The organism is Sphingobacterium sp. NGMCC 1.201703, assembly GCF_047784615.1.
Classification (GTDB): domain Bacteria; phylum Bacteroidota; class Bacteroidia; order Sphingobacteriales; family Sphingobacteriaceae; genus Sphingobacterium.
Genome location: NZ_JBLOHD010000004.1, coordinates 599,249 through 613,160, shown reverse-complemented (window position 1 = coordinate 613,160; position 13,912 = coordinate 599,249). Strand labels below are relative to the sequence as shown.

Annotated in this window: 16 protein-coding genes; 12 read left to right on the top strand and 4 right to left on the bottom strand. The window is 42.6% G+C overall.

The features are described from left to right. Window positions 1-63: 63 nt before the first annotated feature. The 4 genes from ACK8HY_RS10905 to cysM all read left to right on the top strand — a co-directional run bounded on the left by ACK8HY_RS10905 (window position 64) and on the right by cysM (window position 3,229). Window positions 64-861: a HipA family kinase gene (locus ACK8HY_RS10905; RefSeq protein WP_077438694.1), complete on the top strand. Its 798-nt coding sequence runs from the start codon at window positions 64-66 to the stop codon at window positions 859-861. Continuing rightward, entirely contained in the window at window positions 839-1,222 is a 384-nt protein-coding gene (locus ACK8HY_RS10900; protein ID WP_343565626.1) for a DUF3037 domain-containing protein, read from the top strand. The genes ACK8HY_RS10905 and ACK8HY_RS10900 overlap by 23 nt, the downstream gene beginning before the upstream one ends. Window positions 1,223-1,535: 313 nt before the next feature. Beyond that, complete coding sequence (locus tag ACK8HY_RS10895) at window positions 1,536-2,345, top strand: serine O-acetyltransferase (protein ID WP_416133644.1); 810 nt, start codon at window positions 1,536-1,538, stop codon at window positions 2,343-2,345. Window positions 2,346-2,356: 11 nt separating this feature from the next. Then, complete coding sequence (cysM, locus tag ACK8HY_RS10890; RefSeq protein ID WP_077438697.1) at window positions 2,357-3,229, top strand: cysteine synthase CysM; 873 nt, start codon at window positions 2,357-2,359, stop codon at window positions 3,227-3,229. 272 nt (window positions 3,230-3,501) lie between these two features. Here the strand turns inward: cysM and ACK8HY_RS10885 are convergent, their stop codons facing one another. Further along, window positions 3,502-3,861, bottom strand: a complete 360-nt coding sequence (locus ACK8HY_RS10885) for a bleomycin resistance protein (protein WP_077438698.1) — start codon at window positions 3,859-3,861, stop codon at window positions 3,502-3,504. A 259-nt stretch (window positions 3,862-4,120) separates the two neighbouring features. On the opposite strand from ACK8HY_RS10885, the gene ACK8HY_RS10880 reads away from it, so the two are divergent. Further along, complete coding sequence (locus ACK8HY_RS10880) at window positions 4,121-5,095, top strand: YeiH family protein (RefSeq protein ID WP_077438699.1); 975 nt, start codon at window positions 4,121-4,123, stop codon at window positions 5,093-5,095. Window positions 5,096-5,138: 43 nt separating this feature from the next. Here ACK8HY_RS10880 and ACK8HY_RS10875 read toward each other — a convergent pair whose 3' ends face one another. The 3 genes from ACK8HY_RS10875 to ACK8HY_RS10865 form a co-directional block, all read right to left on the bottom strand. After that, window positions 5,139-5,609, bottom strand: a complete 471-nt coding sequence (locus ACK8HY_RS10875) for a GNAT family N-acetyltransferase (protein WP_077438700.1) — start codon at window positions 5,607-5,609, stop codon at window positions 5,139-5,141. 54 nt (window positions 5,610-5,663) lie between these two features. Beyond that, entirely contained in the window at window positions 5,664-6,122 is a 459-nt protein-coding gene (locus tag ACK8HY_RS10870; protein ID WP_077438701.1) for a MaoC family dehydratase, read from the bottom strand. Between the two features lie 185 nt (window positions 6,123-6,307). Then, complete coding sequence (locus ACK8HY_RS10865; protein ID WP_077438702.1) at window positions 6,308-6,733, bottom strand: SRPBCC family protein; 426 nt, start codon at window positions 6,731-6,733, stop codon at window positions 6,308-6,310. Between the two features lie 230 nt (window positions 6,734-6,963). On the opposite strand from ACK8HY_RS10865, the gene ACK8HY_RS10860 reads away from it, so the two are divergent. The 7 genes from ACK8HY_RS10860 to ACK8HY_RS10830 all read left to right on the top strand — a co-directional run bounded on the left by ACK8HY_RS10860 (window position 6,964) and on the right by ACK8HY_RS10830 (window position 13,639). Continuing rightward, a complete protein-coding gene (locus ACK8HY_RS10860; protein WP_416133643.1) occupies window positions 6,964-7,770 on the top strand; it encodes an alpha/beta hydrolase in 807 nt (268 codons plus the stop codon). Window positions 7,771-8,025: 255 nt separating this feature from the next. Further along, a complete protein-coding gene (locus ACK8HY_RS10855; RefSeq protein ID WP_077438704.1) occupies window positions 8,026-8,511 on the top strand; it encodes a hypothetical protein in 486 nt (161 codons plus the stop codon). 367 nt (window positions 8,512-8,878) lie between these two features. Next, window positions 8,879-9,772, top strand: a complete 894-nt coding sequence (locus ACK8HY_RS10850; protein WP_416133642.1) for a DUF3347 domain-containing protein — start codon at window positions 8,879-8,881, stop codon at window positions 9,770-9,772. Window positions 9,773-9,783: 11 nt separating this feature from the next. Then, window positions 9,784-10,215: a hypothetical protein gene (locus tag ACK8HY_RS10845; RefSeq protein ID WP_077438706.1), complete on the top strand. Its 432-nt coding sequence runs from the start codon at window positions 9,784-9,786 to the stop codon at window positions 10,213-10,215. A gap of 11 nt (window positions 10,216-10,226) precedes the next feature. Next, window positions 10,227-10,883 carry a DUF3347 domain-containing protein gene (locus ACK8HY_RS10840; protein WP_077438707.1) on the top strand — a complete coding sequence of 219 codons (657 nt, stop codon included), beginning with the start codon at window positions 10,227-10,229 and terminating at the stop codon, window positions 10,881-10,883. Window positions 10,884-10,887: 4 nt separating this feature from the next. Then, window positions 10,888-11,352, top strand: a complete 465-nt coding sequence (locus tag ACK8HY_RS10835; protein ID WP_077438708.1) for a DUF2231 domain-containing protein — start codon at window positions 10,888-10,890, stop codon at window positions 11,350-11,352. A gap of 10 nt (window positions 11,353-11,362) precedes the next feature. Continuing rightward, the gene (locus ACK8HY_RS10830) at window positions 11,363-13,639 is read left to right on the top strand and encodes a multicopper oxidase family protein (protein ID WP_416133641.1); all 2,277 of its coding nucleotides are present in this window, start codon (window positions 11,363-11,365) and stop codon (window positions 13,637-13,639) included. Window positions 13,640-13,912 lie beyond the last annotated feature (273 nt).

Genomic DNA, 13,912 nt, shown 5'->3' with positions numbered 1-13,912 from the left:
TCCTAGTTTGATATTATGCGCAGAGTTGGTTGCCAACTTTGAATAGCAAGAAAATAGAAATTCATGATTTTTCAACAACCTATAATTCGCGAGGTAGAAATTATCCGATATGTTCAGCCATTTCGGGAGGGCGGATCTCTACCTGCGCTGGTCGATGCAGATGACGGCTTTAGTTATGTCATCAAATTTAGAGGAGCAGGACAGGGCCGTAAGGCATTGATTGCGGAGCTGATCGGAGGAGAGCTTGCCCGACTTTTAAAATTAAGAGTTCCCGAAATCGTCTTTGCACATCTTGATGAATCTTTCGGACGCTCGGAACCAGATGAAGAAATACAGGATCTACTCAAATTTAGCGTGGGGAAAAACCTCGGGCTCCATTTTTTGAGCGGTGCGATTACTTTTGATGCCAATGTCGACGTGATCGGTGCAGAAGAGGCTTCAAAAATTGTGTGGCTGGATGCTTTATTGATGAACGTGGACCGTACGGTACGGAACACCAATATGCTGATCTGGCATAAAGAACTATGGCTGATCGACCATGGCGCATCCCTATATTTCCATCACAGCTGGGACAATTGGGAAGAACAGTCGGTCAAACCCTTCGTGCAGATCAAAGATCATGTCCTGTTAAAAAATGCGGACATCGTCGAAAAAATAGATGCGGAATTTAGCCCTATTTTTACCGAAGACGTTTTCCGTAAGATACTCGCTGTGGTCCCGGACGAATGGTTGGCGGATTCCGAACGTGAATTGTCAGCAGCCGATGCGAGAGAAGTATACGTTTCATTCCTGAAACAACGTGTAGCGAGTTCGTCGATTTTTGTAAAACAGATAGCAGATGCCAGAAAGAACCTTATATGAATATGCTGTGGTACGATTGGTACCACGTGTAGAGCGTGAGGAATTTATCAACGTAGGTATTGCACTCTATTGCCGCAAATATCGTTTTGCCAAAATGATTTATGCCGTAGATGAGCAGAAGGTCCGTGCGCTCTGCCCTAAAATTGAATTGGAACTGATTGAAAACCATTTGGCTTCGTTTCAACGGATCTGTAACGGCGATAAAGATGCCGGAAAGCTGGCTGCGCTGGATATCACAGAGCGTTTTCGTTGGCTTACCGCCAAGCGAAGCACGGTCATCCAATGTTCGGCTTCACATCCCGGACTTTGTGAAGATCCTGAGGTTACGTTGCAGAACCTGTTTGAGCGCTTAGTGCTTTGATCAGCATAATTAAAAACCAGATTGGTATTTGTGCCAATAAAATGAAGAAGTGATGATTATACGGTACTGTAGGTAAAAAATCTATTGTTGTCCTCGGATCCAAACTAACACTAAAAAATGATTTAATCATAGATTTTAAGGATAATAAGGCTTAATCTATCAATATTGTATAGTATCTTTGTTTAAAGATAAGGTACTTGAAGAACAGGAGAAGACATTAGATTTGAATGTTACTCAATTAGGATCGTATATAATGGTTACTTTATTTAGGATGCTTACTTTATCTGGGTTTGTTTAATATTTACTTTTGAAGATGCATGATTTTTATCAACATATCTATGAGCAGCAATTGGCTGTTTTAGAAATGCCTTCCAATAAGAAGATCTGCGGTTGGGCAACCAAAATTTTGGATGTGCTTTTTCCGGAGCGAAATTCTGGCGAAATGAAATCGGTAGAGGATGTAAAACTTGCTTTTGAACAATTTGAATTGGAGCTGGAACAGCTGCTGAGCAAGTCAAAAGCCTGTGGTGATTGCAATCATGCACAAGTGGCCCATCAGTTTTTTGAACGTATTCCGGTCTTGTATGAGCTGATGTGCTGGGATGCTGATGCCTTGATGGATGGAGATCCGGCTGCGCAGAATAAACGTGAGGTTGTACGGACCTATCCCGGCTTTTTTGCGATCTGTATTTTTAGAATGGCAAATGAACTCCACCGCCTAGGTGTGCCCCTCATTCCAAGGATATTGACCGAACATGCACATTCCAAAACAGGTATCGATATTCATCCGGGAGCGACCATTGGCCATCACCTGCACATCGATCATGGTACCGGCCTAGTCATTGGGGAGACCTGTACGATAGGTAATTACGTTAAACTCTACCAAGGTGTCACTTTGGGGGCCTTGAGTGTGGACAAAGTGTTTTCAAATGTAAAACGTCATCCGACGATTGAAGACCATGTCATTATTTATTCTGGCGCAACGATTTTGGGCGGTGAGACACGTATAGGTCATCATTCCGTGATCGGAGGTAATGTTTGGCTGACAAGTTCAGTGGAACCTTACACGACTGTGTATCATCAGGCAACAGCAAAATTCATAGATTCAAAACCAATCATATAGATAGACACAATATGGGAAATATTATAGATACCATCGGAAATACGCCATTGGTGGAGATCACTCAGTTTCATACGAATCCCAATGTACGGATCTTTGCAAAGATGGAGGGAAATAACCCTGCAGGTTCTGTCAAAGATCGTGCGGCCTTAAATATGATCCGTTCGGCCATGGAGCGTGGCGACATTTCGAAAGAAAGCAAGTTGATTGAAGCGACAAGTGGTAATACAGGGATCGCCTTGGCCATGATCGCTGGAATATATGGCTTAAGTTTGGAACTGGTCATGCCGGCATCCTCTACCCGCGAGCGGACACTTACGATGGAAGCTTATGGTGCTAAGGTCACACTGTTGGAATCGATGGAAATATGCCGGGACTATGCCGAAGAAAAAGCGTTAAAGGAAGGCTATTTTATCTTAAACCAATTTGCCAATCCGGATAACTATAAAGCCCACATCAAAACGACGGGACCAGAAATATGGCGTGATACAGATGGAAAAATTACCCACTTTGTGAGCGCAATGGGGACCACGGGAACGATCATGGGGAATTCTATTTACCTCAAAGATAAAAACCCAGCCATTCAGATTGTCGGTTGTCAACCTACGCCCGAGTCATCTATTCCTGGAATCAGACGCTGGCCAGAAGCCTACTTGCCCAAAATATTTGATCCAAGCCGTGTGGACCGCGTGATCGATATCTCACAACAGGAAGCGACCGAACTGGCACGCGAGCTGGTTAAACGTGAGGGGGTATTTGCCGGTATGAGTACGGGTGGAGCATTTGCCGGAGCCCTTAAAATTGCCAATGAAATTGAGGCAGGTATTATTGTCTTTATCGCTTGCGATCGGGGCGATCGCTACCTGAGCTCAGACTTATTTGGTTAGTCCCGCTTAAAGGATTGCTAATTAAATAATATTGCCAATCTTTATTACCCGAAAACAAAGCGTAATAAAGACTGGCTTCTTTTTTCTCTTATTGTATCTATTTTTGTCAATGCGGATTGTCCACATTATCAGTGGTATTGTTTTCCGTCAGATAGCCCGACGTTTAACTCAGGATATCGATCCAATAAAAACAGTTTCCGGCCAAGGGGCAGGAACTGCGCTATACCTGGGCTGAACTACACCACCAGGTTAGATTAGACCATTTTTCGATGCTATTCCCCGGCTCCAAAGGTTAATAGGTTATTATCCGGGTCGAGTATGGAAAACTCCCGCTGTCCCCAAGGTTTGGTCATCAATTTACCATTGGGATGGATAGCAATATTATTTTCTAAAAAAGACTGATAGAGTTGATCAATATCATCGGTACGAATATAAACCATGCCGTAGTTTTCTTGAGGCAGCAGTTCTTTAAAAGAAAAGAAATGGATTTCGACCTGATCTTTTTTGATCATCAGATAATCTTCATAGTCTGCGGCCCCACAGGCCACAAAGCCAAGTTGACCGACATAAAAATCCTTGGTAATGGCCTTATTACGCATGGGTAATTTTGGATGTATTGTAGTTAGTTTCATTTTTTCAAGTATTGCTTTTTATTTGAATCTTGCTGAAATATAAGGGTTTATTTTTATTCTAGCCTAGCTGTAAATCCTATTTTTTCGCCTAAGTACTTAAAGATCTCTAAGGGAGGTATGTTGTAGGGGTAATTTTATAATTACCAAGAGGTGAGGATTATGAGGTTTTGTATAACGTGTGGTTATGACTTATTTGTTTTTGTAGTTTTAGTAATAAGTAAAAGTTATTCAAATTTGTGGCAGATCAAAACACAAAATCATGTATAAAAAAGCTGGCTTCACGGCGCGCTATAACTATTTACTTAACAGGAAGGTTTCCGTCAGGGAAATCCTTTTTATCCTCCTTTTTATCTTATGCCTGACACCGATGGTGTCAGCTCCTTTGGCCCTGTTACTGGGTATTCTTGTTGCCCAATGGATCGGGCATCCTTTTTTGGCTGTTAACCACAAAGCCACGCAAATTCTTTTGCAGTTTTCTGTTGTTGGCTTAGGCTTCGGTATGCATATTGACTCCGCTATCCAGACAGGTAGAGACGGATTTTTGCTGACTGTTATTTCCATTATCGGGACATTGCTGCTGGGCTTTGTATTGGCCAAATTCTTAAAACTCGAAAAACTGACTGCTTATCTTATTACTGTGGGAACAGCTATTTGCGGAGGCAGTGCCATTGCAGCTGTATCACCGGCAGTAAAAGCCAATGAAAAACAGATTAGTGTGGCCTTGGGAACTATCTTTGTACTGAATGCAATTGCTTTGTTTGTTTTCCCGGTTATCGGTCGTGCGTTGGATCTCTCGCAGACTCAATTTGGTCTTTGGTGCGCGGTTGCAATACAGGATACCAGTTCGGTAGTCGGTGCGGCAAGTAAGTATGGAACCGAAGCCCTACAGGTGGCAACGACTGTTAAATTAACGCGGGCATTGTGGATTATTCCTATAGCTCTATTGAGTGCTTTTGCTTTCAATACCAAGGGAGCAGGGATAAAGATTCCTTATTTTATCGGGTTATTTATACTGGCTATTATTTTGAATAGTTATATTCCATTTTTTCAGGAAATAGGTACCCATGTGGTCCACATCTCCAAGATCGGGCTTACATTGACGCTCTTTTTAATCGGAGCTAGCCTCTCAAAGGATGTAATACTGTCGGTAGGCTATAAGGCGATTCTGCAGGGACTGCTATTGTGGTTATGTCTTGCCGTTCCCGTATTACTCTATATTTACTACTTTCTTTAACAAAGACAGCATCTATCAAATAGCCATTGACGAATGATTGTCGTTAGGACTGTTGGGACTGATATTTTAGCAGAACCATATCTTTTAACAGCTGACCGTTTTCATAAATGGGCTGTTCGTAATTCTCTATAAAAAAATTCGCGCGGACGCCGTATTGAACAAAGCCATTACGTTCATAAAATCGGATCTGATCGAAACCACAATCGGCGGTTCCAACAATCAGATTCGGATATTGTGTGCAATAAGTCTCCTGGATGTATTGTAATATTTTGCTCCCAAGTCCTCTATTTTGATGTGAAGCAGCGACAGCAATATTTTTGATCTCCAGTGTATTGCTGTCAATGGGGTATAGACAAAATACCGCAATAGGCCGTTGTTTTTCTTGCACAACAAAGACCATGGAGTCAAAAACATATTTATTGATGGCAGCGACAGTCTCGTCGGCCAGAAGCAACAAATCATAAGGATAGTCCTTATGATTTGTGATCTGTTGTATTTCGATCTCAGCTAACATGAAAGTAGTTTATCTGAATCTGTTAACATGAATACTGCTCGAATTGAATTCGATTTAATTGAAGTGGTATAAAAAGATAACATCTCCAACATAGGCTGGTTTGGCACTATCCTTAATTTTTAATGTTGCTTCAATGGTCACTTTGATAACCCCCCGAAGGTTTGTAACCGATTTTACATGTGTATGCAGCTGCACTTGATTATCGACCAGGACCGGTTGTGCAAAGCGCAGGTTTTCGATACCATAATTGATTTCCATTTTGACATTCCGTACTTCTGCAATCTGTTTCCATAGATAAGGAATAAGGGATAGCGTCAGATAGCCGTGTGCAATGGTCGATTTAAATGGACTTTCTGTTTTTGCTTTTTCACTGTCAAGATGGATCCATTGGTGATCTAAGGTTGCGTCGGCAAACTGGTTAATCTGTTTTTGGTCAATCGTATGCCATTGAGATTCGCCTAATGACTTTCCTTCAAAGGCCTTGTACTCTTCATAATTGTTAATTATTGTCATATGTTATGTCTTTATCGCTTTTCGTTGGAATTTGCTCCGTCGGTTACATACGGGGATATCAAATTTTGCCTAAAGATAACCATTGTCGTTGGCAATCCAAGTATGTCTCTTATTTATATATCTACTATTAGAGGTGATTATCTTCAGCTGAATAACCCGCAACTGCATATGGAATGGTTTTTCCGTTAGGATAAGCTGCCATAGGTATTTTCTACATACGCTTTGAAGTTATCCAAAATAGCCTGCCAGCCCTGACGTTGCATTTCTATCGGGTTTTCGGATTCCGCGTCAAAAATAACGATAACATCAGTTCCCGATTTTTTCTCATTGAAAGTAATCGAGACCTGACGGCCATCAGGCATCACATAGGCTATTTTTTTGAAAGGTTCGAGTGCCGTATAGGTTCCTGTGAAATCAAAACCCATGGATCCGTCCTTGGCTTCCATACGATTTTTGAATGTTCCACCAATGCGCAAATCGTTGATCGCATCCGTACAATGCCAATCATCTGACGCTTGATTCCATTGCATAATGTCTTCGGCTGAGGTATAGGCGTTCCAGATGATCTCTACGCGCACATCGATATGCGCTTGTATTTTTATCTGCTCCATATTGCGTTAATAATTTTTTCTAAAGTAATTATAGTTCCCTTACTTATAACAGGAAAATTTATCTTTTGTTATGTCGTCCCTGATATAATCCCTGGTTTTTCCTGAAAAAAATAAGCTGAGGCTGTTGGCCTGTTGCTTGATGGCATTGCGGCAACAATTTTGTTTCGAAAGATGGGGATCTGAAGGGTTTTTGCTAACTTTATGAATGTGAATCCTTAAACTCATTTATTATGTCCCCAAAGTTCCTTGTCGCATTCTTTTTATTCATTTCATCCAACCTCACTTTTGCTCAAAAATACCGTACAATAGCGGATATTAGCTATTGTAAAATTACTGATACCGATGCATATAAAAAGGAACGTTGCAAGCTCGATCTGTACGTGCCGACCGACCGAAAGCATTTCTCGACGATTGTGTGGTTTCATGGTGGTGGACTCGAAGAGGGGAACAAATTTATTCCTTTAGAATTGAAGGATAAAGGTGTGGCCGTGGTTGCGGTCAATTATAGGCTAAGTCCCAAGGTAAAAGCTCCAGGTTACATTGAAGACGCCGCGGAAGCGGTTGCCTGGGCCTTTTCCAACATCGCTTCTTATGGCGGCGATCCAGCGAAAATCTATGTATCGGGGCATTCTGCTGGCGGATATCTGGCTTTTATGGTAGGGCTTGATAGCAGCTATCTGCAAAAAGAGGGTATCAACGCGAATAGTATAAAAGGACTCGCACCGATCAGTGGTCAGACCAATACACATTATACCATCAAAAAGGAACGCGGGCAGTCCATGATAATTCCACAGATCGATCAGTACGCACCTATTTCTTTCGCACGGAAGGATGCACCGCCTATTGTACTGATTACAGGCGATGCCCGATTGGAACTGCCTGCCCGGTATGAAGAAAATGCACACCTTGCAGCCATATTAAAACAGGTCGGCCATGCGAAAACGTCTTTATATCAATTGCAGGGCTTTGATCATGGGGCTGTTTACGCACCGGGATGCCTGTTATTGCTGAACTGGATAAAGGAATTAGAAAAGTAGCGGCGCAATAATCAGGCTGCTGACTATGTTCCGATTGCCTTACTGCTGCCCTGTTAGGTCCAATTAGTGGGAAAATGGAAATATAATTACCCCAAATGCCCAGGAAAAGCTGAACTGAAATATTATAAATAAATTAAAAAATATTACAACCATTATTTAGAAAATAGTGACGATCTTTATTCCGTAATATCAGCAATCGGAGTTCTCTTTGGTAAAGAAGGTATTATAGCTTAAAAAATATAAAATTTGAATCTTATGTGGGCAAAAGTCAACATCTTGTTGGTCATCAGTATTTTGGGGCTATTCTTAGCGCCAAGTCTGGGTTTTGCTTGCCATTCATTGCCGGAAAAGCCGAAGCAAGAGCAAAAGTCCTGTTGCTCCGAAAAAAGTCAGGATGTAAAAGAAAGCGAGCAGGTCCGAGATCTAAAACATATTGAGAAAGCTCAGGAGCCAAATCCTACTGGCAAGACGCAAGATGTAAAGGATAGAGCGTCCAAAGATTGCTGTAAAGACAAAAAGCAAGACTCGGGGAGTTCAGGAGATCAGGCGGATGACTGTGGGAAACACTGTGCCGAAAAATCATGCCGTACTTCGATGCAATGTAATCCCTTGATCTCTTTCGAAGAAGCAGATTCTATATTGATGTCAGATAACGATCAGCTCAAATTGTATACACTGTATAAGCAACCTTTTTGCCCGGATGCTTATTTTTCGATCTGGCAGCCGCCTAAGCTAGTCTAGTAATCGATCGTAGCCCATGCTACGTCTTGTTGGATCGCCGTCCGCGACCCAAATCCCTCTTAATGTATGAAATAAAAATACCCATTGGATCATATGATCCGTTGATTGTCTACAGTATCTAGCTTTCACTGGCTAGCTGTTAGCGGAGTTTTCATAGTTATTCATCAGAAATTTATGCGCCATCAGGTACTCTTATTTGAAAAGCATAAATATGAATCAAATTTTTGGGGGATATCCCATCGTTATTACAATACAATCCAAGTGTAACGAGTTCATTGAGACCAATGAAAACAAACACTATCAATAATCGAACGTTGTATGTGTATGAATACAATTAAAATAAACACGAATAAATAAATATTTACAGATGAAAACCATTTCAATAATTGGCTTAGTAACCCTAGTATTACTGACCAATAACACGATACAGGCACAGATCAAAAATGCGAAAACAGCAACGGTAAAAGTCTTTGGAAATACCCCGGCCGCAAAAACTGTCATCGAGCAGGAAGGCAGGGCCGGAAAGACCGCCCAAGTAGACTGGAACCAGGAAACTAAAATTGCAACCATCACCTATGATGCTTCAAAAACCAATGAAGATGAGGTTTTAAAACGTATTGCCTTGGCAGGATTTGACAGTGAGAAGTTTCTGGCACCAGACGATGCTTATGCCAAGTTGCCCAAAGCAGATCAATACACACGGACATTAAAACCAGTATCAAAATCGCATACTGCAACAGCTACAGAACCTAGTGGACAACATCAGTCGGGGCAAACAGATCATTCAGCTCACCAAAATACTACGGCAGCAGCTGCGGTAACCGGAAAAGTAACGCCGCTGACAAATGTGGTCGATCAATACTTTGCTTTAAAAGATGTGCTGGTCAAGACGGATGCCCAGACGGCAGCTACCAAGGCAGCTGCATTGCAGGAAGCAATCAAGGCCGTGGATATGAATAAGCTTGCATCCGCTGAACATACTGTCTGGATGAAGGTGATGAACAATCTGACTGCTGATGCTGCAACCATTGCGAAAAGCAAGGATGTGACCAAACAACGTGTTGCATTTGCCTCACTTTCGACGAAGCTCTATGAACTGGCCAAAGTGAGTTCTTTCGGGAGCCCTGTCTACTATCAACATTGTCCGATGTTTAACGAGGGGAAAGGTGCAAATTGGTTGAGCAAGGAAAAGGCCGTTAAAAATCCATTCTACGGAGCGCAAATGATCACTTGTGGAAGCACAGTTGAAACGCTTAACTAATAGCTGACCCCATGAAATATCTAGTTGCTATTATAGCAGTGTTTGTCCTCACATTGACGGCATGCACCAATCCGCAAAGCAAATCGAAAGCAGCGCATAAAAGTTCTGAAAAAGATACAACGATGCAGGTAACAACCGCTGCAAAGCAGTACAAAAAAGGGGATCTCGTACCTACTGAAGAGGTATGTATGGTCAACGATGCTTTTATGGCCAAGAAACAACTGCTGGTCAAACATGAGGGCAGGGCTTATTATGGCTGCTGTGAAATGTGTAAGGAACGAATCCCTAAAGAGGCCGCCGTTCGTGTTGCTATTGATCCCTTGTCCAAGAAAGAGGTTGATAAGGCCAATGCAGCGATTGCCATAACGGGTGATCAGGGTGAGGTTTCCTACTTTGAAAACGAAGAAAATTATCGGAAATACGTTGAAAATATAAACCAATAAATAGACTTAAAATGAAAAGAATAATACTGATTGTAGTTGCAGCAATGACACTTGCTGCCTGCAACAACTCAAAACCGAATCATACGCATGCTGCACATACGGCGAAGGAAGATGAGGAGACAAGCGCAGCTACGCATGAAACGAAAGCAGATACAGCTGGGGTAGCCGATACAGCATCAAAAGCGGAGGTTACTGAAACCGCTGCTAATACAAAAGCCGATGCTCCGGTCGCAAAGGATAGATCTCTTGATGAGGTGTACAGTGCTTACTTTGAATTAAAAGATGCGCTGGCAAGAGATAATGGGCAGGTGGCACAGCAGGCTGCCAAAAAGATGCAGGCTGTGGTTGCAAAAATTGATGCCGCCAAGCTGGAGACCGCTACCGCAGCTGCTTGGAAACAGTATCAACGGAAATTGGCCTTTGATACAGAACATATCGCCGGGATTGATGAAAATGGACATCAACGTGAGCATTTTGTGACGCTATCCAAAAATATGTACGCATTGCTAAAAGTAGTAAAGCCTGATGCTCCGGTCTATTATCAACACTGTCCAATGTATAATGAGGGTAAAGGCGCGCATTGGTTGAGCAAACAAAAGGCAATTGACAATCCTTATTTGGGCAAATCAATGCCGACCTGTGGATCTACTGTAGAAACAATTCAATAGCGTGATGGAGAAATTGTTTGAAGGGTTTCCCAGCTTGCACCCCTTGGTGGTTCATTTCCCTATAGTGCTGCTGCTATTAGCTTTGCTCAGTCAGGCGGTGGCTGTAAGCTATAGCCGCTATCGGCAGGAGTTAAATATAGTGACTTTTGTCCTATTGCTTTTGGGAACAATAGGGGCTTTTGCAGCAATCCAGACAGCATCCCATATTTCGGGAGATGCGGATGAAGAAGCCTTTGCCGTGTTTGATACCCACCAACGTTATGCCTGGATCAGCTTCTGGCTGGCGGGGATAACCACAGTTGTACGCTTCGTGGCATTGCGATGGCGTAAAGTCATCTGGACAAACTATTTGATCGTGATTTTGTTGATAAGTTTGTCTGTGACACTATTTATCGCGGGACACCATGGCGCACGGCTGGTCTATCAGTATGGTGTGGGACCTAAAAGTAATGGAGTTTTAATTAAGTAATTGCATGAAAATGAGTAATAAGAGAAATATATTAATAATTGTTTTACTATTGATGACACAGGCTGCTGTGTTTGCACAGAAGGTGGTACGTCACGAACTGTATGTTCGGGACACCATCGTGAATTATGCGGGCAAAGCAAAACGGGCCATTTCCGTAAATGGGCAGATCCCTATGCCGACCTTGACATTTACTGAGGGGGATACCGCGGAAATTGTGGTTCACAACGAGTTGAAAGAAAGTACATCGCTGCACTGGCATGGTATCTTTTTGCCAAACAAAGAAGATGGTGTACCGCATCTAACGCAGGAGCCGATTAAGCCGAATTCAACTTATATCTATCGTTTCCCGATTATTCAACACGGAACGCACTGGTATCATTCGCATTCGGGTTTGCAGGAACAGATCGGTATGTATGGTAGCCTTATTTTGAACAAGCGTGCGGATGATAAGACTTTTCGCAAAGGGATAGATGATTTACCGACTATTCCATTAATCATAAGTGAATGGACAAATTATAATCCAGATAATATCCAGCGGATGCTCCATACAGGAAATGACTGGGCAGCTATTAAGAAAGGGGCTACCCAATCTTACGCGGAGGCGATCAAAGCGGGCAAGTTTGGAACGAAAATTACCAATGAATGGAAGCGTCAGCTCGCCATGGATGTAAGCGATGTGTACTACGACAAGATCCTGCTGAATGGTGCCCATTCTACGGATCTAAAGGAAGTAGATGGAAAGAAATTAAAAGCGGGGGATAAGATACGTTTGCGGATTTCCAACGGCGGTGCTTCGTCTTATTTCTGGTTGCGCTATGCGGGTGGGAAAATTACCGTAGTTGCAAACGACGGGAATGATGTGGTACCTGTAGAGGTGGACAGATTGATGATCGCTGTATCGGAGACCTACGATGTGGTCGTGACGATCCCGAATGAAGGGACGGCCTACGAGTTTATGGCGACAACGGAGGATCGGACGCAATCGGCAAGTTATTTTGTCGGTAATGGCATCAAGCAGTTGATTTCACCACTCCCTCGTCTCAAATATTTTGAGGGAATGAAGATGATGAATGACATGATGAAGATGGATGGTAATCTGAATGATATGGGCATGAATATGAGCCTGAATCAGATGGATATGAATGTGGTCATGTATTCGGAAATTACCGGAGATGGAAAGAAAAAAGAAGATCACAGCAAACATAGTGGTATGGATCATGGTAAGATGAAGGCGGATGAGGATCCGAACCGTTACAATGCGAATGCACTGGGTGATATTGTCACATTGAATTATGCGATGCTGGAATCTCCCCATGAGACCGAATTGCCGAAGAATGCTCCTGTGCGGGATCTTAAATTTACCCTTACGGGAAACATGAGCCGCTATGTGTGGAGCATGGATAATAAAATCCTTTCAGAAACGGATAAGATTCCGGTGAAGAAAGGGGAAGTACTGCGGATTAACATCTACAACAACTCCATGATGCGCCACCCAATCCATCTGCATGGTTTTGACTTTAGACTGCTGAATGGTAAGGGAGCCAAAGCTCCATTGAAAAATGTGGTCGATATCATGCCCATGGAAACAGATACCATCGAATTTTTGGCAAACGAAGAAGGAGATTGGTTTTTCCACTGCCATATCTTATACCACATGATGGCCGGAATGAACCGTGTATTTGCCGTGGATGACTACAAAAATCCCTATTTACCGGACAAAGCCAAGGCTTATAAGGAGTTGCAACATGAAAGCAATATGACGCATTTTATGGCGCAGAATGACTTTGCGACCAACGGAAATGATGGTCAGGCAATGTTCCAGAATGCGCGCTGGCAACTGGGATCGGAATGGCGATTGGGTTACAACGACATGCATGGTTATGAGGTGGAGACACACTTGGGCCGGTTTTTCGGAAAAATGCAGTGGTTTATGCCTTTTGTAGGTTTTGATTACCGTTACCGCCGAATGGGCGATGATGAACATGAAAAGAACATCTTCGGTCAGGCGAATAAAAAAGATAGCCGTAAAGCGGTGAGTCTGGGTTTTATGTATACACTGCCGATGCTGGTGAATTTTCAGGCTGAAGTGTACCATGATGGTATTGTCCGATTGCAGATGATGCGTGAGGATATCCCAATCTCACGAAGAGTACGAGCTGATTTTATGGTCAACTCGGACCTAGAATACATGGCTGGACTGAATTATATCATCACGAAGAATATGGCATTCAGAACGCATTACGATAGCGATATGGGATTTGGTGTAGGATTGTCGTTGAATTACTAGCCAAATCCCTCCAATTCCTGAGTTGATTTGTGTTAAATGTAAGCAGGGATACTTCAAATGAAGATGCTGTCGTTGTAAACGAGATCTGTGATGATCGAGATGAGTTCATCTTTTGTTCAAACGAGTTTAACTTCAGCTCGACACTGTCTTCATTTGAGCAAACAGTAAGATCGTTTGTCTTAACCTTGATCACATTTCCTTCAAAACAGATCTGCTTTGGTGCATTTGAGATCAGCGAACATCCAAATGGATTAACTTTTTGTCCAAACGAGA